This is a genomic window from Pedobacter sp. MR22-3 (assembly GCF_026240075.1).
Taxonomy (GTDB): Bacteria; Bacteroidota; Bacteroidia; order Sphingobacteriales; family Sphingobacteriaceae; genus Pedobacter.
The window spans coordinates 71,399-90,621 of the sequence record NZ_JAPIVF010000007.1 but is presented as its reverse complement, the minus strand read 5'-3'; the positions used below and the strand labels follow the sequence as shown (position 1 = coordinate 90,621).

At 39.6% G+C, this 19,223-nt stretch carries 17 protein-coding genes; 12 read left to right on the top strand and 5 right to left on the bottom strand.

Annotated features, from left to right (window positions below):
* Positions 1 to 17 precede the first annotated feature (17 nt).
* The 4 genes from yidC to OQ267_RS18275 all read left to right on the top strand — a co-directional run bounded on the left by yidC (position 18) and on the right by OQ267_RS18275 (position 3,881).
* The gene (gene yidC, locus OQ267_RS18290; protein ID WP_265837357.1) at positions 18 to 1,814 is read left to right on the top strand and encodes a membrane protein insertase YidC; all 1,797 of its coding nucleotides are present in this window, start codon (positions 18 to 20) and stop codon (positions 1,812 to 1,814) included.
* 100 nt (positions 1,815 to 1,914) lie between these two features.
* A complete protein-coding gene (locus tag OQ267_RS18285) occupies positions 1,915 to 2,481 on the top strand; it encodes an outer membrane beta-barrel protein (protein ID WP_088301678.1) in 567 nt (188 codons plus the stop codon).
* A gap of 4 nt (positions 2,482 to 2,485) precedes the next feature.
* Entirely contained in the window at positions 2,486 to 3,202 is a 717-nt protein-coding gene (locus OQ267_RS18280) for an AcvB/VirJ family lysyl-phosphatidylglycerol hydrolase (protein WP_265818052.1), read from the top strand.
* Positions 3,165 to 3,881 (top strand): AcvB/VirJ family lysyl-phosphatidylglycerol hydrolase, encoded by a 717-nt coding sequence (locus tag OQ267_RS18275; RefSeq protein ID WP_265837356.1) that lies wholly within the window; start codon positions 3,165 to 3,167, stop codon positions 3,879 to 3,881. The genes OQ267_RS18280 and OQ267_RS18275 overlap by 38 nt, the downstream gene beginning before the upstream one ends.
* A 2-nt stretch (positions 3,882 to 3,883) precedes the next feature.
* Here the strand turns inward: OQ267_RS18275 and OQ267_RS18270 are convergent, their stop codons facing one another.
* Positions 3,884 to 6,472 (bottom strand): phosphatidylglycerol lysyltransferase domain-containing protein, encoded by a 2,589-nt coding sequence (locus tag OQ267_RS18270; RefSeq protein ID WP_265837354.1) that lies wholly within the window; start codon positions 6,470 to 6,472, stop codon positions 3,884 to 3,886.
* Positions 6,473 to 6,770: 298 nt separating this feature from the next.
* Here OQ267_RS18270 and OQ267_RS18265 point away from each other — a divergent pair, with 298 nt between their 5' ends.
* Both OQ267_RS18265 and OQ267_RS18260 read left to right on the top strand, forming a co-directional pair.
* A complete protein-coding gene (locus OQ267_RS18265) occupies positions 6,771 to 9,629 on the top strand; it encodes a prolyl oligopeptidase family serine peptidase (RefSeq protein ID WP_265837352.1) in 2,859 nt (952 codons plus the stop codon).
* A gap of 191 nt (positions 9,630 to 9,820) precedes the next feature.
* Positions 9,821 to 11,092, top strand: coding sequence for a nucleoside recognition domain-containing protein (locus OQ267_RS18260; protein ID WP_088301673.1), 1,272 nt, complete (start codon positions 9,821 to 9,823; stop codon positions 11,090 to 11,092).
* 147 nt (positions 11,093 to 11,239) lie between these two features.
* On the opposite strand, the gene OQ267_RS18255 is transcribed toward OQ267_RS18260, so the two are convergent.
* The 4 genes from OQ267_RS18255 to OQ267_RS18240 all read right to left on the bottom strand — a co-directional run bounded on the left by OQ267_RS18255 (position 11,240) and on the right by OQ267_RS18240 (position 15,820).
* Positions 11,240 to 11,482, bottom strand: a complete 243-nt coding sequence (locus OQ267_RS18255) for a hypothetical protein (RefSeq protein WP_088301672.1) — start codon at positions 11,480 to 11,482, stop codon at positions 11,240 to 11,242.
* Between the two features lie 100 nt (positions 11,483 to 11,582).
* Complete coding sequence (locus tag OQ267_RS18250) at positions 11,583 to 12,023, bottom strand: PaaI family thioesterase (protein ID WP_265818047.1); 441 nt, start codon at positions 12,021 to 12,023, stop codon at positions 11,583 to 11,585.
* A 56-nt stretch (positions 12,024 to 12,079) separates the two neighbouring features.
* Entirely contained in the window at positions 12,080 to 14,533 is a 2,454-nt protein-coding gene (locus OQ267_RS18245) for a TonB-dependent receptor (RefSeq protein ID WP_265837350.1), read from the bottom strand.
* 87 nt (positions 14,534 to 14,620) lie between these two features.
* Complete coding sequence (locus tag OQ267_RS18240) at positions 14,621 to 15,820, bottom strand: GTP-binding protein (protein WP_265837348.1); 1,200 nt, start codon at positions 15,818 to 15,820, stop codon at positions 14,621 to 14,623.
* 82 nt (positions 15,821 to 15,902) lie between these two features.
* Between OQ267_RS18240 and OQ267_RS18235 the strand changes: the two genes are divergently transcribed.
* The 6 genes from OQ267_RS18235 to OQ267_RS18210 all read left to right on the top strand — a co-directional run bounded on the left by OQ267_RS18235 (position 15,903) and on the right by OQ267_RS18210 (position 19,217).
* A complete protein-coding gene (locus OQ267_RS18235; RefSeq protein WP_088301669.1) occupies positions 15,903 to 16,283 on the top strand; it encodes a MerC domain-containing protein in 381 nt (126 codons plus the stop codon).
* Between the two features lie 61 nt (positions 16,284 to 16,344).
* Complete coding sequence (locus OQ267_RS18230; RefSeq protein WP_172406514.1) at positions 16,345 to 16,497, top strand: hypothetical protein; 153 nt, start codon at positions 16,345 to 16,347, stop codon at positions 16,495 to 16,497.
* Positions 16,494 to 17,123 carry an ABC transporter ATP-binding protein gene (locus OQ267_RS18225; protein WP_265818043.1) on the top strand — a complete coding sequence of 210 codons (630 nt, stop codon included), beginning with the start codon at positions 16,494 to 16,496 and terminating at the stop codon, positions 17,121 to 17,123. Before OQ267_RS18230 ends, OQ267_RS18225 begins: the two co-directional genes overlap by 4 nt.
* Entirely contained in the window at positions 17,120 to 18,331 is a 1,212-nt protein-coding gene (locus OQ267_RS18220) for an ABC transporter permease (RefSeq protein ID WP_265837346.1), read from the top strand. Before OQ267_RS18225 ends, OQ267_RS18220 begins: the two co-directional genes overlap by 4 nt.
* Entirely contained in the window at positions 18,331 to 18,771 is a 441-nt protein-coding gene (locus OQ267_RS18215) for a hypothetical protein (RefSeq protein ID WP_088301666.1), read from the top strand. Before OQ267_RS18220 ends, OQ267_RS18215 begins: the two co-directional genes overlap by 1 nt.
* Positions 18,768 to 19,217, top strand: coding sequence for a hypothetical protein (locus OQ267_RS18210; protein ID WP_265837344.1), 450 nt, complete (start codon positions 18,768 to 18,770; stop codon positions 19,215 to 19,217). The genes OQ267_RS18215 and OQ267_RS18210 overlap by 4 nt, the downstream gene beginning before the upstream one ends.
* The last annotated feature ends 6 nt before the right edge of the window (positions 19,218 to 19,223 follow it).

Below are 19,223 nucleotides of genomic sequence, written 5' to 3'. Positions count from 1 at the left end.
CAGTACAAACACGTATAATGGATAGAAATACCTTCACAGGATTGTTCCTGATCATGATCATTTTGGCAGGATCATTTTATTTTTTAAGGCCCAGCGAGGCTGAAATTAAAAAAAACAAAGAAATCGAACGTTTAGATTCTTTGAAAAAAGCCGGTGTTGCGCCTGCTGTTAAAGATACTGTCGCCAAAACTGCAGTTGCCAATAGTCCCGTTGTAGATTCGCTTGCGTTAAAAGGTCCGTTTGGTACTGCATTAACCGGCACGGCATCCACTACTACATTGGAAAATGAAAATCTATTGATCACTTTAAGTAATAAAGGCGGACGGATTTCTTCCGTTCAGGTGAAAGGGCAGAAAACTTATACCGGAAAGCCCCTTATTTTATTTGATGGCAACCAGAATAAGTTTGGTTTAAATCTGAATGCTGCCGGAAAAATCATCAATACCAATGATTTATATTTTACCGCCAATAAAACCGGAAATACGGTAACTATGCGTGCCGATTATGGTTCTGATGCATATATAGAATATGTATATAACCTGAAAGGCTTAAGCAATAAGGTCGATTTTAAAATTAACCTGGTGGGTTTACAACAAGTAATTGCAGGCAATACCATCGGTTTGAACTGGCAGACGACCCTGTTACAGCAGGAAAAATCAATAGAAAGCGAACACCGCTATTCTGCTCCATACTATAAATATGTTGATGGTGATGTTGACCACCTCAGCGTATCGAAGGAAGAGAAAGAAGAATTAACCAAAGGTAAAATCCAGTGGTTCTCTTTTAAACAACACTTTTTCTCTGCTTCGCTGATTGCCAAGCAACCTTTTGAAAAAGGCAGTTTGGAAGTAAAGATTCCAACGGAACCTGGTTTGGTGAAGTTTTATGATGCCAATATGCAATTGCCATATGCCCATACGGCAAATCAGGCATATGATATGGAATTTTATTTCGGTACAAATAAATTCTCTGCTTTAAAAGATCAGGGTTACGATCTGGAAAAACAAGTGGATTTAGGTTACTGGCCTTTAAAATACATCAACCGTTTTATTGTATTGCCGGTATTTAATTTCCTGAATAATTTTGGCTGGAACTTTGGTTTAATCATCCTGGTATTAACCATCTTGTTAAAAGTGGCCTTATCTCCGCTTACCTACAAGTCATATCTTTCGATGGCTAAAATGAGGATTTTAAAACCTGAAATGGATGAAATTAAAGCAAAGGTTGGTGAAGATAATCCTACCCTGGTACAACAGGAATATTTAAAACTATATAAAAAGGCAGGCGTAAATCCTTTGGGTGGTTGTTTACCTATGGTTTTACAATTGCCACTGGTGATGGCTTTCTTCTTCTTCTTCCCGAATTTATTTGAATTGCGTGGTGAGAGCTTTCTCTGGATGAAAGATTTATCTACTTATGATGAGTTTATCAAATTTGGTGTAAAATTACCTTTTATTGGTGATCACTTAAGTTTGATGTGTGTATTGATGACCATCTCTACGCTGATTATGACTTATTTCAATAACCAGACCTCGGGTGCCACCGGCCAGATGAAATACATTGGTTATGTCATGCCGGTAATCTTCCTGGGTGTTTTGAATAGTTATCCGGCGGGTTTAAATTATTATTATTTCCTGGCTAACTTAATGACTTTCGGTCAGCAGATCTTAATCCGTAAAATGGTTGATGATGATAAAATTCATGCTTTAATTCAGCAGAATAAAGCAAGGCCGGCAGATGAGAAAAAGAAAAAATCTAAATTTCAACAGCGCCTGGATGACTATATGCGCCAGCAGCAGCAAGCTAAAAAATAAAAAAAGGGCACCTGAAAAACGGTGCTTTTTTTTGACTTCAATTCTAACATAACATTTTCGTTACGTATATTCATCCCATTAAAAAAATACTGCAATCAAAATGAAATTGCCTAAATTTATTGTGCTACTGCTATTCAGTCCTCTTATAGGCTTCGCGCAAAACCAAATGATCGATACTTCGAAATTTACCTATTCACCGGCATTTGAACTTTTAAGGTCTACACATGGCAATCTGTTTTATGCCTCATCATTAAAAGTGAATTATTTATTGGAAAATGGCTTGGAGCCAGGTTTTGGTGTAGAATATTCCGCTACCCGCATACATCATGATAACGGATATACCTTACATAAGCTCTGGTTTATACCTGTTTATGCAAATCTGAAATATCAATTTAGCCCTTCTAAGAAAATAAAACCATTTGCAGAAACTTCTGTTGGTGTATCCTTTAACAAATACCATATTGCACATGATGAAAGACCAGACAAAATTTCACGTAACCGAGAGCGGGGAGTATATGTTTACCTGGGCTTTGGGGCGAAATATGCGCTGAGTTCCAGCACCAGTACTTTTGTAGGTATCGGCTTTAAAGGTTATAAAATGAGTACCAATGCCATGGATATTAACCCCCATGGCTTATCCTTCATGTTTGGTTTTACTTTTATTTAATAGGATGAAAAATAAGCTGCTTCTTTTAATCGTATGTTTAATCTTAAGCAGCTGTGCCCTATTTAAGCGCAATAGAATCAGTGAAAATAAGGGAATTGAAACCATAGAATTTAACCTGCCTGTTTTTCTGTATCCCGCTCAAAAATTACCTACAAAAAGACTGCTAATATTTTTTTCGGGAGATGGTGGCTGGATGAAATTTGAAGATAGCTTATCCTTAAAGTTTGCAGAAAATGGTTTTCAAACCATTGGCATTAATTCAAGGAGTTATTTCTGGAAACAGAAAACACCTGAACAGACTAAACAGGATGTGCTTCAACTCATCAGAAAATATGCCTTTAAATATCATGCCCACCAGGTTTACCTATGTGGTTATTCTTTTGGGGCAGATGTGATTCCCTTCATTTATAACCGACTGCCTTACCGCGCCAAAAAGCATATTAAGGCTTTAGAAATGCTCTCGCCTTATACCACAACGGATTTTGCAGTTCATCTTTTTGACCTCACCAATATTTCATCAGATCATTATCGTTATAAGGTTGATCTGGAAGTACAAGAAATCACCATTCCGGTATATTGTTTTTATGGTAAAGCTGAAAATGAAAAGCACCTGAAAAATATTTCCCTTCCTAATTTTCAGCTGGACAGCCTGGAAGGCAATCACCATTATGAAGAAAGCAGTTATGATAAAATTATTTCTGCGCTTCCCATTCAAAAGTAATCAACAAGCCATGCGCCATTTTTCATTATTGATCCTGCTGCTTATGCCTGCATTTATTTTCGCTCAGGATATATCTCAATACCCATTAAGCGGCTCTGGTAAAGGCAATGCCAAAACATTGATTTTCTACATTAGCGGAGATGGTGGCATGAACAGTTTCTCTCAAAAAATCGTAGATGAAATGGTGCAGAAAAATTATTCAGTGGTAAGCCTGGATAGCCGGAAATATTTCTGGGCGCAGAAAAGTCCTGATCAAACGGCTCATGATTTTTCAGAAATTATTCAGCACTACCTAAAAGCCTATGGTAAGGAAGAATTTAGTTTGGTGGGTTATTCCTTTGGTGCGGATGCGGTTGCTTTCAGCATTCCCAGATTGCCGAAAGAGTTGTTTAAAAAGCTCAGGTCATCTGTTTTGCTGTCGCCCTCATCTTCTACTGATTTTGTGGTGAGGGTAAGCGATTTAATAGGATTTGGAAGCAAAGAGTCCAAATACAAAACCCTGCCTGAGTTGTATAAACATACTTCTACAACGTACTGCATTTTTGGTAAGGAGGAAGACAGCGAATTTTATAAACTGCTGAAAGACCGTAAAAACCTGAATAAAACCTTAATACCCGGGTCGCACAAATATGATAATGATATCCACAAGGTAGTAGCTACCATTTTAACCGGAATCTAAATTTAGCTACCTTCTGAAATTCTTTTTAGTGCACGCGGAACCTGTAATAAATGATAATGGTGACTGTAAATCAAATACTTCTTTTTCCAGGTAGGATAAAATTTTTCTTTGTAACGGCGCAAACCTTTAAACTGGGCAAATATCTTTAAATGATCATAAGCGTATTTAATGGTTTTTTGCGTTACATCAACCCCGTCAATGCCTGATAATGGTGCCAGTCCCATGTTTACACTGGAATAACCTTGCTCCTTAAGATATAAAAAAGTTTTAGCCAGCAGCATATCCAGAATGCCGTTCGGGGCATCTGTTTCTTTCCTGATCATATCATAGGTGGCTTCTCCCGGGGCATAATCAGGAACCAGGTTTAAGAAGGCGTAAATTTTTTCTTCCTGATCCTCGATGGTTAAAATGGTTTGATTTTTTAAAATGTTCTTATCAAATATGCCCTGTGTAAAGGCTACCTCTTTCTGATTCAGTTCCCGGAGCCAGTGATCAGAAACAGTTTGTAATTTTTGTAACAGCCCCTCCTTTTGCGGTCCGTGATAAACCTTAAAGATAAAACCCTCTCCACCCAAACGGTTAATGGCACTTCGGGTGGTTTTCATTTTGCCTCCATCAATAGTAAAGGTTTCCAGGTTTAAAATGGCCTCCTCGCCCACCGGAATAGATTTCTTTCCTATGGATTTATAGAAAGGCAGCGACTCTTCCGGAACACGATAATAAGCAGCAATAAGGCCATTTTCTTCACAACGCGCCTCAAATTTCTTAATCATCTCCAGTTTCTGTTCTACTGATTCAGCAACCGGATCTTCCAGTACCATAGCAAAATGACGGGTAATTTTAAAACTGATAAAGGCCGTCCGGTCTTCATTGAAATAAATAAACTTATCCGGGTAAGTTTTAAAGTAATCCAGGGCCGATATACCTTTCTGCTGCAGTAGGCTTTCGGCATCTGCAAAATCCGCTTCAGAATTGTATGGCTTAAAGAAATAAGGTTTAAACAAATCGAACACAATAAATAAGATTACGAGCCCGCTTGCACAGTAAATGGATTGTTCAAAATGTGATCCGAACCTGGTTAAAGGATGCAGCGCTTTATCATCTATAAAAAATATGACTTTCAACACGGCTTTAACCGAATCTATAAATTGAAATTCCACACCAAAATGCCGCTTATCAATAAAATAAAAGCCAATGACACCGTAGGCAAAAACAGCTAAAATGGCAAATAGGAATATTGGATAACCTACCTTTATCAATTTGGAATGTGTTTTAAGCTTGTAATTGGCACGGGTGTAAAAAAGAGATAAAAAAGCCACTAAAGCTAAAATGGCTTCTTCATAATCTGCAGCTTTAAATAAATGTCCTAAAACAGAAATCAATGTTAATGACACGGCTACGTACCAGGCACGTTTAGAACCCTGGAGTAAGAAAATGCTGATCATGACCAGGATAAGCCCGAATATTAAAACAATGGCATTACTGGTAACAATCAGGTCTTCCGGAAAAATATTCTTCACTAAACGAAGTCGGGCTGGTATCGCCGGACTGATAGATGATATAATATTAACCACGCCCAAGATCAGGATAATAAATGCAGGCATGATTCTTAAAACAATACTGTCTTTTCTGGTAATGAAGCTGATGATACCTCCGATCAGCGGAAGCCAGAATTCGAAGAACCTGAACATTAAGGTAATGGTAGCAGCAGCAATTACCGGAAAGCCAAACTGACTCAGGATAAATGTTAATGAAACTTCTATGGTACCCAGGCCACGTAAAAAAGGAGAAGCAATCAGCAAAATAACCATTACAATATATCCGATGATGGCCGCAGGTATACTGGCATGAAAGCCCAAAGCAAGCATGCAGATATAAAGATGTATAATGCCAATAAATTCTATTCCGATGGAGGTGAACAAGGTTAGCCAGAAATGTTTCCGGCTGATCCGTTCATCGATCATATCATCCAATACAGTTGATAAAGATGGTCTTAACTTCGAAAGCCATTGATATGCCCAGCCTTTTTTAGATATGGAATATATCACAACAAATAAAAATACCGTCAGTAAAAGCAGAAAGGCAAAACTTAAAATTTCTACCAAACCGAGTTTGGTGCTTAAAAGTGCGATCCCCAATACAGGTATAGCTACGATAACAACTGAAAGAATGCCGCAGAAGGCGAAAAGTGTTGAAGAAAGGTGGATTTTGGATTTAGAGATGCCCTCTTCTTCTATTCCTTTGGTAAAAAATACCAATGATGAAAACCCTCCTGCCGGGAGAAAAATGCTGATCAGGTTCCGCTTCAGAAACAGTATAATGGCATTTTGCAAACGGATAGGCACGTTCAATGCTTTAAAACTATACACGTACATTTGTCCTTGTGCAACGACGTATAAAATAGTAAGTAGTATGCCAATAGCAATATAAACCGGCACGGCTGTATTTAACTGCGCCCTGATTTGTAAAACTTCCACATGTTGTGCACGGATAAAAAAAATAGCGGTACCCAGCATAAAAATAGCCAGGAAAAACTGCCAGAAAAACTTGTTGTAAACTAACCGGGATAAAAACGACTTCGCTTTATACATAACAGGTACGGAATCTGAAAATAACTATAACACAGAAAAGTTGCGTTTTAATCATTTTATATTTTGCCGGATTAAACCGTGCAAATCATCAGGTAAATAATAATTAATTAAATATTACACTTCATTTTGAAGCCTCTAATGTAATGAGTTTTTTACAAAAGAAAATATTAAACCTCATTCTTTTTATTTCACCAAATTGAGATAATGTAATATTTGGCATACATGTTTCATAATGAGGCAGAATTTTCCAATTTTAGATGCTTGAATTCAAAACCAACAAATTAATCTATTAAAAAAAATGCAAAAAAGACTATCTATTATACTTTTTTTAGTTGTCAATTTTGCTTACGCGCAAAAGAAACCTTTAGATCATAAGGTGTATGATACCTGGGAATCAATTGGAAGTAAGCAATTATCAAATAATGGCACGTGGGCAATGTATGGGGTTTTACAGCAGGAAGGTGATGCCCAATTGTTCATCAATAATCTTAAAACCAATGCTAAACTTGGGATACCAAGGGGAATGAATGCACAGTTTAGCAATGATTCCAAATTTGCGGCATTTAGCATCCGCCCTTTTAATAAAGATCTCCGTCAGGCCAAGATCAAAAAGAAAAAACCAGAAGATATGCCAAAAGATTCACTGGGGATCGCCAATCTGACCACCAATGCAATCACCAAAATTGCCCGTGTCAAATCTTTTAAATTTCCTGAAGAAGGTTCAGGAGTGATGGCTTATCTGACAGAAAAGCCTGATACCGCTAAAAAAGTTAACAAACCAGCAGAAAACAAAGATGCCGCAATAGATTTTGCTGCCGATGAACCCGCAGGTAAGGGCAAAACGGAAGAAGGAACCGATCTGGTAATTAAAAATCTGGGCACAGGAACTGATCAGACCTATAAATTTGTAACCGATTATGCCTTTAGTAAAGATGGCAAGCAACTGGTTTTCAGCTGCAGCGGATCTAAAAAGGATAAAACTGCTCCGCAGGGTGTTTATTTATGGAATACCGAAAAAGGAACCTTAAAAACTTTGATCAAAGGCAAAGGAAGTTTTAAAAATTTCATTTTTGATGAGGAAAGTGAGCACCTGGCATTTGTGGGCGAACAAAGTCCGGAAAAACAGGAAATTAAAAATTACAATGTTTATTATAATTCCCTGAGTCTGGATACCGCGCAGATCATCGTGGATTACGATATGCCGGGCATCCCTGCCAAATGGACGGTTAATGGCGATGGAAAAGTAACCTTTAGCAAGGACGGGAAAAAATTGTTTTTCGGGATTGCTCCGGTTAAAAGTCCGAAAGATACCAGTATTGTTGATTTTGAAGTAGCTAAGGTAGATGTATGGAATTATAAGGATGACTACCTGCAGCCCATGCAGCTTAAAAATGCAGATCGCGATAGCAAAAAGAGTTATTTATCCGTTATTGATGTGTTTAGCAGCGATCCTAAAGTGATTCCCTTAACTGACCTGACAGTACCTGATGCGAACCTGATGGCCGAAGGAAATGCCAATGCTGTGCTGGCCTATACAGATTATGGCCATAGAATTGAATCGCAATGGAGTGGATCAACTTCAAAAGATTATTACCTTGTTGATACGAAAACAGGTCAGCGTAAAAAAATAATTACCGAACTGAATGGTTATGCCATGGCTTCTCCGGGTGGAAATTATGTATTGTATTTCGATAGGAAAAGTGGCAACTGGTACACTTACAACATCTTAACTTCAAAAACCACCGCACTTACTGAACGTTTAAATGTGAAATTTGTGGATGAGGATAATGATGTGCCTGATCTGCCTTCTGCTTACGGCGTAGCTACCTGGACCGCAGATGACAAGGCTGTTATCTTAAATGACCGGTACGACCTCTGGTCGTTTTCACCTGATGGAAAATCGGAACCTAAAAACATTACCGCAGGTTTCGGCAGGGCCAATCAGATTACTTTCCGTTATGAAAGGGTATTACCAGAAAGCAGGCAGGAAAGAAATACAGATAATAAATTTATAAAATCTAATGAAGTGATCTGGTTAAACGCCTTTAATAATGTAACCAAAGAAAATGGTTTTTACCGTACCAATGTGGGTACAGTGAAGGCACCTGAACCAGTTGTAATGGATAAATTCAAATATTCTAACTTGGCTAAAGCTAAGGATGCTGAAATTTACATTTATGATAAGGCCAGTTATGTAGCATCGCCAAATGTTTATGTAACTACTGATTTTAAAACCGAAACAAAATTGACCAATACTAATCCTCAACAGCAAAACTACAATTGGGGTACAGCGGAACTGGTTAAATGGACAACGCCTAAAGGGTTTAAGGCAGAAGGTATTTTATATAAACCGGAAAATTTTGATCCGAATAAAAAGTATCCGATGATTGCTTATTTTTATGAAAAGCTAACAGATGGTTTATACAATTATCAGGCACCTGCTCCTACACCTTCCCGATTGAATATCTCCTTTTTTGTAAGCAACGGCTACCTGGTTTTTGCACCGGATATCAATTACGATAATGGACATCCTGGCCAATCAGCTGTAGAATACATTAACTCCGGTGTAGAAAGCCTGAAGAAAAACAGCTGGGTTGATGGTACAAAAATTGGTATCCAGGGACAAAGCTGGGGTGGTTACCAGGTGGCTTACCTGATTACGCAAAATAACATGTATGCAGCGGCATGGGCAGGTGCTCCGGTAGTGAATATGACTTCAGCCTATGGTGGAATCCGTTGGGAAACCGGGATGAACCGCCAGTTTCAGTACGAGAAAACGCAAAGCCGTATCGGGGCAACACTTTGGGAAAAACCTGAATTATACATCGAAAATTCACCTCTTTTTATGTTTCCAAAGGTAAATACACCCGTAGTCGTCATGGCGAATGATGCGGATGGAGCCGTGCCCTGGTACCAGGGAATTGAGATGTTTACAGGTTTACGCCGCCTGGGCAAGCCTGTTTGGATGTTAAATTACAATGGCGAAGCGCATAACCTGGTTCAGCGTCAAAACCGTAAAGATATTCAGATCCGCGAGCAGCAATTCTTTGATCATTATCTAAAAGGTGCGAAAGCACCAGTATGGATGACCAGCGGAATCCCTGCTACAGAAAAAGGCAAAACCTGGGGCTTTGAGTTAACAGACAATAAACCGTAAGTTAGTTCAGGGTTGAAGTATCAGTACCGAATATAAGTCCATCATCCTTGCTTGAAAAATTAAAGATGATGGGCTTTTTGATTTTTATGCACCTGGAACTCACTACTCCCGACTAAGAACTCTAAACTCCCTTTTATACTTTCATTTAAAAAAGTTATTTTCATCCCGTTAAAATAAACTAAACAAACCCAATGGCATTAAGTAGGATCTGGTCTGCATTCATTATCGTTGCCATTGTAGTGGCTGGTATAAAGTGTTTCTTTTTAGGGCAAACTGACATTTTCAGCTGGATGGTGATTGGGAAAGCGGATGATGCTGCCAATCCACTCAAATTGGATGGCATCATTCAAACCTGTTGGGTTGCGGTAGAACTTTGTCTTAAATTAATTGGTATTCTGGCATTGTTTATGGGTTTGATGAGTATTGCCGAAAAGGCAGGCGGCATCAGGTTGCTCTCCAGAATTGTTGGGCCATTTTTCTCTAAGCTATTTCCGGATATTCCAAAAGGACATCCTTCCATGGGCCACATGATCATGAACTTTTCTGCCAATTTACTGGGACTTGATAATGCCGCAACACCTTTCGGATTGAAGGCGATGGAAAGTTTGCAGGAACTGAATCCGCAAAAGGATACGGCTTCCAACGCACAGATTATGTTTTTATGCCTGCATGCAGCTGGTTTAAGTTTAATTCCGGTAAGTGTAATTGCCATCAGGGCTTCACAAAATGCCTCTAATCCTACTGATGTTTTTATTCCCTGCCTCATTGTAACTTTTGTAGGTACCATGGCGGCTATGCTTATTGTTTCATTTAAACAGAAAATTAACCTCCTGCAACCGGTGGTTATCGGCTGGATCTTCGGTTTATCTGCCGTTATCGCCAGCCTGGTACTTTACATCAGGTCACTGGATGCCGCTGGTATTCAGTCTTTCTCCGGTATATTAAGCAACGGCTTAATTTTATTGATTTTCCTGGTTATTGTATTGGGAGCCTTATATAAAAAAATAGATGTATTTGATGCTTTTATTGAGGGAGCGAAAGATGGATTTAAAACGGCAATCAATATTATTCCCTATTTAGTGGGCATGCTGGTGGCCATCAGTTTACTGCGTACCAGCGGCACTTTCGATGTGGTGATCAATGCCATTAAAAGTGTTTTTGTTTATTTTGGAACGGATACACGTTTTGTAGAGGGACTTCCTACCGCATTAATCAGGCCTTTGAGTGGCGGTGCTGCAAGGGGCATGATGGTGAGTACCATGGAAACCTATGGTGCTGATTCTTTTGCAAGCCGGTTATCCGGTATTTTCCAGGGTGCATCTGATACTACTTTTTATGTTGTTGCGGTTTATTTTGGATCCGTGCAGATTAAAAATACGCGCTACGCCATCGGATCAATGTTACTTGCTGACTTGGTTGGAGTATGTACAGCGATTGGCATTTGTTACCTGTTTTTTGGTTAAGTAACAGTATGATTTGCATATGAATGCTAAATTGTTTTTTGATCAGTTCAGCTCGTAGCACTCCATCTTAATAAGGTATTAAATAAAAAATCCCTGATCCGGTATGGGTCAGAGATTTTTTATGTGATGAGCACTACGGGTCAGGATTTAAGAAACTTGCGGCGGAACTGAAATTCTGTTGATAATTTCATCAATCGCATCGGGCTCAATTGCTATGTGTTTAGAAGCACACCATTTTTCTGTTTTATGGTCTAACCAGATACAAAAAGAATGGTAACCGTCTAAAACAACAGCATAAGTTTCATGAAAATCGTCTTGAATGCGCATGCAAAATCCTTTAAAAATCTTGCCTCTCACAATGAATTGCAGGGATGAATAATTTTCTAACATGGCTCATTATATTTCTGGTTAAGATACAACAAGAAATCACAATGAATGTTTCATCAGTTTTAAGGAATTAATAAATAATCGCAAAGCCTGCAGGAATAAGTTAACCTATGTTTAACATATTGGAATAGCCTTTAGCAATCAGCCGTTTTCTTGAAGGTAAAAACACTTCACATTGTAAATTTAAAATGGTTCTCCCCCGTTTAACAACTGCTGTTTCGGCCACAATCTCATCGCCTTCTGCTGCCGGGGCAAAGTAATCTATATAATTATTTACTGTGGTATACCGATCATTCAGGCCCATGGTGTACACTGTTGCACCAATTAAATCATCAATAATTCCGGCAGTTACACCGCCATGTAAAATCTGGTACGGATTTGTCATTTCCTTTCGAATGGTATACCTGCAAACCAACACACCACTTTCTGCTTTAACCAATACGGGAGCCAGCCAGTTCATATAGTTTGATGGTGAATTGGTCATGACTTTTCCAACAGATTGCCTTAAAAAAGCCAGTCTCTGTTCACTTAATGATTCTTCCATAAGGTATAAATATAGAAAAATCGACAACATATTCACCCTGCTGATTTCAAGTTCAGTTAAAACGGAACAATCATTTTAAAGCTGATGTTTCTGCCCATATTATAAATGCCTGATCTTCCACCTGGCGTGGCGTTATAATATTCAAAATATTTAAGGCGGTTCAGGTGTGACTGATAAGCCACATTGAATATGTTATCCACTTGTATAAAAATATCCATCAGTGTTTTTTCCTTTTTGGATTTGATGGTAGAGCCGATCCCCAGATTAATCAGGGTATAGCCTTTGGTAAAGGTTTCGGTATTATCCAATGCATAAAACCTGTTTTGATCAGCAAAAATAGCCGCATCTATCTTAACATAAGGCTGGTTTAAAAAACCGATGGGATGCTGAGCAGTTGCTTTCAGTTCAGAACGGATTTGCAGGGGTGGAATAAAAGGTAAATACTTCGCATCCTGACCGTGAAGATCTAGCAAGGTTTTATTTTTATTCAAACCAACCACATAAGCCAGGCTATTATTAAAATTTAACCATTTAAACTGTGAAGGATGAAGATTGAAGCTGAACTCAGCACCATAAAGCCTGGCCTTTGATTGCTGGTACTGATACGTTAAATTACCGGGCACAATCACCACCGGGTTGCCATTATCATCTGTTAAGCGCGACTGGTAAATGTAATTCTGAATATCATTATTGAATACTTCCAGGCTCAGATCAACATCTTTAAGGTAGGCAATGATACCCAGATCCTGTTGCAGGTTAAATTCTGGTTTAAATGTTCTGTTGCCCAGGTAAACAATGTGTGCGCCAGGATCAAGTCCGTTTGAGCCGATTTCGGTAATATTCGGCGCGCGGTAACCACGGGCAATATTGGCTTTGATTAATAGTTTTTCTGATACATTGTAGGTAAGTCCAAGGCTTCCGGACAGGCCATAATAATTCTTACTGAATGCAGGGAATTGTAAATCGCCTTTGGGATCAGTGTCGGTAACTTTTTTACCAAAACCAGTCTGCGGATCCGTACCCACATAAAAATTATTCCAGCTGATGTTTCGCCGATCTACCCTTAAGCCACCTGAGATATCTATTTTTCCAAATGATTTACGGGCAAAATAAAAGGCACCGATATCAAACAGGTCATAATCCGGAATGGGAAAATCGGTCGCCGCCTTACTCCTGTTGCCCTGGAGCATTCCATTTATGCCTAAAGTGCTTTGAATGCCTGAAAAATCTGGCAGGTTATATTTAAGATCATAATTAAAGGTATTCAGCACCACATATAAACCAGCCTGGCCAGACATTGTTGGATGATTATATTCACGGCGAATACTTTGCTGGCCACCAATAAGCACATTTAAATCACCGGTACCAAGCTTGAACTGACTGGTGTTGTACAATCTGAAATGCTGGATATGCTGGTGCAAAGGGTTGATCGTGTAACTATTTAATGCACTTTCAGGTACTATCGGGCGGTTCTTGATGTCATCGCCATCATCAAGTATCTGTGTGGTAAATTTTCTGCTGAGTGAATCCCTGCTCCCATCCGGAATTTCCATCAGGTTGTCATAATATGTAACTGCCGTTTTGGAATAGCCCCAGTTTTTATCTACCCTTGCACCTGCTGATAAATTATATTCTCTAAAAGCTGTTCCGTAAACCAGTCCGTCAACCTTGTTCTGGTAATTATGTGCGGTTTTTCCACTGGCCCTGAAGGTATATTTCCAGTCTTCTTTTCGATAAGCCAGGCCCAGCGAGGCGGCAACCAGCCCATTATTGCTTTGGTAGTTAGTGGTGAAATCACCCACCAATTTTTCATTTGCCAATGCAGTGTTCAATGGAATCATATTGATCACCCCAGCCAGGGCATCAGATCCATAAGTTAAACTGGCCGGACCTTTTACCACTTCTGCTCTCGAAATCCCATATTCGTCCACCTCTATACCATGCTCGTCTCCCCATTGCTGGCCTTCCTGCCTCAGTCCGTCATACAAGGTAAGTACACGATTGTAACCCAATCCGCGAATGAACGGCTTGGAAACATTTGGCCCGGTGGTTACTGCCGTAACGCCGGGAATTCCCTTAACAATGGCATCTATTAAATTGGTATTTACCTGCTGATCCATGTTTTTTTTGGATAAAACAGCAATCGGTACCGGGCTTTTCCGCAATGCTGTTGCCCTGTTCACGCCTGTAATGACCACATCGTTTAAATCAGCCGCCTGGGCTTTCAGGTTGATGTCGTACTGAAGGCTGTTTCCGCTGACTGATACTCTCACCATTTCAGACTGAAATCCAACACCAGAAAACTGAACCAATACCGCTTCGTTTCCTTTATAATTAAGTGTGTACTGACCCAAATGATTTGATGTTGTAGACTGACCGGCACCCTGTATTTTAACGGTTATGTTTTCCAATGGTATCTTTTCGCTGGTAATGCGGCCACTAATGGTTCTGGTTTGCCCAAAGACCAATGTAGAAAAAAGGGTAAAGAGCAGCGACAGTATAAATTCCATAATTCAGTTTATCTAAAATTAAATTTAGACAAATCTAAATTTAATTTTAAACTAAGCAAATTTTATTTTTAGAATTTAGTCGATATGTCAGATTACCTGCTCAAAAGGATTTTCAAAAAGCAAATTATTTCGGTAAGCCACGATTTCTGAATCGGTAATTAAACATTTCTGCAATTCATTTTTTAAAGCCTCAATATCAAGTTCCTGTCCGATAAAAACCAGCTCTGTTTGCCTGTCGCCAAAAATCGGATCCCAGTTACTAATAATCATTTCTTTATTTTCAAGGTAATCATCATGACTATTTCTTTCGGCTTCATTCATGCTTGCCCACCAGGCACCTGCATATTCTATTCTTAACGAACCGCCGGCCTGCGAGAAATTAATAGCCACATTGCGCATGGCAGCTATCCAGAAAATACCTTTTGAACGGATAATATTCGTCGGAAACTCCTGGTTGAGGTAATTCCAGAATCGTTCCGGATGGAAAGGCCTTTTTGCTGTAAAAACAGTGGAACTGATGCCATATTCTTCTGTTTCAGGCACATGAACTTGATCCAGTTCATTTTTCCAGGCCGTACCCGCAGAAGCCTCTTCGAAATTAAACAGATTGGTATTTAAAACGCATGCCGGATCCAGTTCACTAAAAACTGTCCGATGAATTTTGGCCTTTGGGTTTAATTTTTTAATTAAAGCTTCAATTAAATTGGCGTCATGAGTCGTTACCAGATCCAGTTTGTTGATCAGGATGACATCTGCAAATTCAATCTGATCCGTTAACAGGTTAACAATGGTTCTTTTATCTGCCGAATCATCGGCCCAGTTTCTGTCCAGCAATATTTCGGCGGTACCAAAATCCCGGTAGAAATTAGATGCATCAACCACCGTAACCATGGTGTCCAGATAGCTGAACCTGCCCAAATCGATATTTGATGCTTCATCCACAAAAGAGAAAGTTTGTGCAACCGGAATCGGTTCGGATATGCCACTGCTTTCAATCAGTAAATAATCAAATCTGTTTTCTCTGGCCAGTTTTTCCACCTCCAACATCAGGTCTTCCCTTAGGGTACAGCAGATGCAGCCATTGCTCATTTCCACCAGTTTTTCTTCTGTTTTAGATAAACTTCCTTCACGATTAACCAGTTGCGCGTCGATGTTGATTTCGCTCATGTCATTTACAATCACCGCGACTTTCAATCCTTGTTTATTTTTTAAAATGGCGTTAAGTAAGGTGGTTTTACCACTTCCCAAAAAACCGCTTAATACGGTTACAGGCAATCTCTTTATCATAATAATGCAATTAAGTTGCAAATATAACTACAATTTTAATAATGCAACAATATTGCTTTTATATTTGTATCAGTAATCACTTATGAAAATGATCAAAGCTATAAACCTCGATAAACTCGGGATTACCGCATCTACTGCCTGTGCCATACATTGTGCACTGCTTCCTTTTATTTTAACCTTATTGCCGTTATGGGGACTGGAATTTCTGGCGCATCCCATTATTGAAATCTCCATGATTTTATTTTCGATGGTTTTAGGCATATGGTCTTTAAGTAAATCATACAGGAATACGCATCGCCGGAAACTACCCATTATGATCCTGATTATGGGTTTTATATTCATCTTTACCGGGCATTTTGCGGGAATAGATGTGCTGGAACCCATACTGATTCCGGCCGGAGGTTTCGCCATTGCCTTTGCGCATTTTCTGAACATCAGACTGAGCAAGAGTTGTACACATTAATTTTTTGTATCAATTTCGATTTAACATCCTTCTAAAAAGAAAACAAAATATATTTGCAGCCATGAACAGAAAGATTAAAGTTTTATTTATCACTGCCCTGAGCGCAATCTGCATGATGAACCCCGCCTGCCGGCACGCAACCAACGACGGGCAGGAAATTTATCGCCGTTATGCCATTAAAAATATCCGTTTAATCTCACGCCACAAATTATGATCAGCATCCAATCTCTAGTTCATCAATATCACCAGGCACCATCGATGCAGTTTCCCGACTGGGAAATTAAAGATCAGGAACAATGGTTGTTACTTGGATCGTCTGGTAGCGGAAAAACAACTTTACTTCATATCCTGGCTGGTTTATTGAAACCAAAGAGCGGACATGTACAAATTGATGGTACCAATCTGTATGCTTTGTCTCCTAAAAAAACCGATCAGTTCAGGGGGCAGAAAATAGGTGTTGTTTTCCAGCGGCCACACCTGATCAAGACTTTAAACATCTATGATAATATTGCTATTGCTTCTTCCTTTGCAGGTTTACCTGTGGACGGAAAGCGGATTCTGATGTTGCTGGATACGCTGGGGCTGGCTGGCAAAGCCAAAAATTTTGCAAGTGAGTTAAGCCAGGGGCAGCTGCAGCGGGTTTCTATCGCAAGGGCATTGGTTAATCATCCCTCGGTGCTGATTGCTGATGAACCAACCTCCAGCCTGGATGACGAAAATGCTGAACATGTGATATCATTGTTAACAGAACAGGCTGCATCAAGCCGCGCGGCTTTAATTGTGGCTACACATGATAACAGAGTGAGAAACCGTCTAAGTCAAGAATATCTATTATCATGAACATATTAAAACTAAGTACAAAAAACTTATCCGGAAATGCGCTCACTACCGTATTAAATATCATCCTGGTGGCGTTTGGAGTAGGTATTTTGTCGATACTTTTTCTGGCCTCCACACAAATCGGCAATAAACTGGAAAGCAATTCTAAAGATATTGATTTGGTGGTAGGCGCGAAAGGCAGTCCGCTGCAGCTCATTTTAAGCAGCATTTATCATATTGATTTTCCGACAGGCAATATTCCGGCTAAAGATGCGCAGGAGCTGATGCATAACCCGATGGTAAAACGTGCCGTTCCGCTGGCACTTGGTGATAATTATCAGGGTTACCGGATCGTGGGCACAGATTCTACGTTTACAGGCTTATATGGTTTAAAAATAGCTGAAGGGACTTTCTGGAATAAAGATCTTGATGCCACTATTGGCAGTGCGGTAGCACAGGAATCAAAATTAAAGGTTGGTGATAAATTTTTCGGGGCGCACGGTTTATCTAATTCCGACGATGAGCATAAACAACATGCCTATAAAGTTACCGGCATCTTGGCACCCCAGGGTAACGTAACGGATAATCTTATCCTGACCAATATTGGCAGTGTTTATAAAATGCACGAACCCAGTCATGAAGAAGAAAAAGCGCATCATGGCGAAGAGGAAAAGGAAATTAACAACCGTGAAATTACTTCCTTGCTGATCCAGTACCGTTCGCCCATGTCGGTAGTGGTATTTCCGAGAATGGTAAACCAGAGTACAAATATGCAGGCGGCTTCTCCGGCTATGGAAAGCGCCAGGTTATTTTCTTTGATCGGTGTGGGTATTGATACCTTGAAATGGTTTGCCATTCTGATTATGGCCATATCTGCATTGAGTGTTTTCATCAGCTTATTTAATTCCATGAAAGAGAAAAAATACGACCTGGCCATTATGCGTTGCCTTGGTGCTTCCAGAACCAAAATCTTTTTTCTGGTGATGCTGGAAGGCTTGCTGATTACCTTAACAGGAGCTATAGTGGGTTTAGTCATCGGCCATGTGGCTTTAAGTATGATTGGTCATTTCCAGGAATCTGCCCAGGCACGGCTTACTGGTGTCTATTTTGTGGCTGATGAATTATACCTCATAGGCGCAGGTATGGCTATAGGCATTATTGCAGCAATTATTCCGGCGATACAAACCTACAGGGTTGATATTGCCAGTACCCTTTCAAAAGATAAATAATGAAATACGTATTGTTGATTGCCTTCTTTTTTTTCAGCTGCGCTGGACTTCGTGCCCAGGTAAAAGTACATAAAGATATGCGTACACCCACCTGGAATTTAATCGGTTTGCGTTATGACAAGCAGGTAGAGCACTTAAAATGGGTAAGTATCTTCCCTCCTGAACTGATGGCCTTAAATAACAAAGTGATTGAACTGCCGGGCTACATCTACCCTACTAAAGTGGGCGCAAAATTTTCAGAGTTTATGCTGTCTATTGTACCTATAGAATCTTGCCCGTTCTGCGGCAGTGGAGATATTCCCTCCATGATTGAGGTGAAAATGGTATCAGCCATCCCTTTTACAGATAGGCCGATTAAAATAAAAGGGAAATTTGTGATCAATAATTCTGGAGATGACCGTTCTGAATTCTTTTTATTAGGTGCTAAACAAATCCCATGAGAAAGCTGACTGTAATTATTTTATTTTTTTATGTAAATTTTTGTTCGGCACAACAGAAACCGCACCGGCCGGGTGATGAACTGCGGTCGCTAAACTGGGATGTGATTGGTAGCGTTAAATTTGAACTGAACGATAAAAATGAGCTCCTCCCGATTTACGGACCAACCATCAATCGTTTTAAGGATGCCGATTTTGATTTGACTGGTTACCTGATTCCGGTCAAAAGCGGTAAAAAACAACAAAGGTTTTTATTGGCTACCCTACCCATCAATCAGTGCTTTTTTTGCGGGCAGAATGGTGTGCCCATCATGATTATGGTGGAACTCAGTGATCCGGTTGATTTTACCGATAAACCCATCCGGGTAAAAGGAATTTTGAAGCTGGCCAATACCAACGCCACTTATGAACCGCCTGTATCCATTAAGAATGCCAAAGTAATTCGTTAATTTTAC

Coding starts and splice junctions, on each gene's coding strand:
- yidC (WP_265837357.1), top strand. CDS start 18: ATGGATAGAAATACCTTCACAGGATTGTTCCTGATCATGATCATTTTG.
- OQ267_RS18285 (WP_088301678.1), top strand. CDS start 1,915: ATGAAATTGCCTAAATTTATTGTGCTACTGCTATTCAGTCCTCTTATA.
- OQ267_RS18280 (WP_265818052.1), top strand. CDS start 2,486: ATGAAAAATAAGCTGCTTCTTTTAATCGTATGTTTAATCTTAAGCAGC.
- OQ267_RS18275 (WP_265837356.1), top strand. CDS start 3,165: ATGATAAAATTATTTCTGCGCTTCCCATTCAAAAGTAATCAACAAGCC.
- OQ267_RS18270 (WP_265837354.1), bottom strand. CDS start 6,472: ATGTATAAAGCGAAGTCGTTTTTATCCCGGTTAGTTTACAACAAGTTT.
- OQ267_RS18265 (WP_265837352.1), top strand. CDS start 6,771: ATGCAAAAAAGACTATCTATTATACTTTTTTTAGTTGTCAATTTTGCT.
- OQ267_RS18260 (WP_088301673.1), top strand. CDS start 9,821: ATGGCATTAAGTAGGATCTGGTCTGCATTCATTATCGTTGCCATTGTA.
- OQ267_RS18255 (WP_088301672.1), bottom strand. CDS start 11,482: ATGTTAGAAAATTATTCATCCCTGCAATTCATTGTGAGAGGCAAGATT.
- OQ267_RS18250 (WP_265818047.1), bottom strand. CDS start 12,023: ATGGAAGAATCATTAAGTGAACAGAGACTGGCTTTTTTAAGGCAATCT.
- OQ267_RS18245 (WP_265837350.1), bottom strand. CDS start 14,533: ATGGAATTTATACTGTCGCTGCTCTTTACCCTTTTTTCTACATTGGTC.
- OQ267_RS18240 (WP_265837348.1), bottom strand. CDS start 15,820: ATGATAAAGAGATTGCCTGTAACCGTATTAAGCGGTTTTTTGGGAAGT.
- OQ267_RS18235 (WP_088301669.1), top strand. CDS start 15,903: ATGAAAATGATCAAAGCTATAAACCTCGATAAACTCGGGATTACCGCA.
- OQ267_RS18230 (WP_172406514.1), top strand. CDS start 16,345: ATGAACAGAAAGATTAAAGTTTTATTTATCACTGCCCTGAGCGCAATC.
- OQ267_RS18225 (WP_265818043.1), top strand. CDS start 16,494: ATGATCAGCATCCAATCTCTAGTTCATCAATATCACCAGGCACCATCG.
- OQ267_RS18220 (WP_265837346.1), top strand. CDS start 17,120: ATGAACATATTAAAACTAAGTACAAAAAACTTATCCGGAAATGCGCTC.
- OQ267_RS18215 (WP_088301666.1), top strand. CDS start 18,331: ATGAAATACGTATTGTTGATTGCCTTCTTTTTTTTCAGCTGCGCTGGA.
- OQ267_RS18210 (WP_265837344.1), top strand. CDS start 18,768: ATGAGAAAGCTGACTGTAATTATTTTATTTTTTTATGTAAATTTTTGT.